The following is a 237-nucleotide window of genomic DNA, read 5'->3' as shown; positions in this document are numbered from 1 at the left end:
AGCGGGAAGCAAGCAACGGCCACGATGGCACCTGGGTCGCCCATCCCGGCCTCGCCGACACCGCCATGGCCGTGTTCAACGCCACCATACCGGCAGGCGCCAAGAACCAGATCGGCGTATTGCGCGAGCAGGATACACCCATCACAGCCGCCGACCTGCTGGCTCCCTGTGAAGGCGAACGTACCGAAACGGGCATGCGCACCAATATCCGGGTCGCCCTGCAATATCTGGAAGCCT

At 64.1% G+C, this 237-nt stretch carries 1 protein-coding gene; it reads left to right on the top strand.

Features of this window, described 5'->3' with window-relative positions:
* Positions 1-237: aldolase/citrate lyase/malate synthase family protein (locus tag N8M09_RS11090; protein ID WP_261065247.1), on the top strand; the 237-nt coding region annotated here is incomplete at both ends.

This window comes from Streptococcus mitis, assembly GCF_946190375.1.
In the GTDB taxonomy this organism is placed as follows: domain Bacteria; phylum Bacillota; class Bacilli; order Lactobacillales; family Streptococcaceae; genus Streptococcus; species Streptococcus mitis_CJ.
Note: the sequence above shows the minus strand (reverse complement) of the source record. Positions and strands in the feature narration are given on the sequence as shown.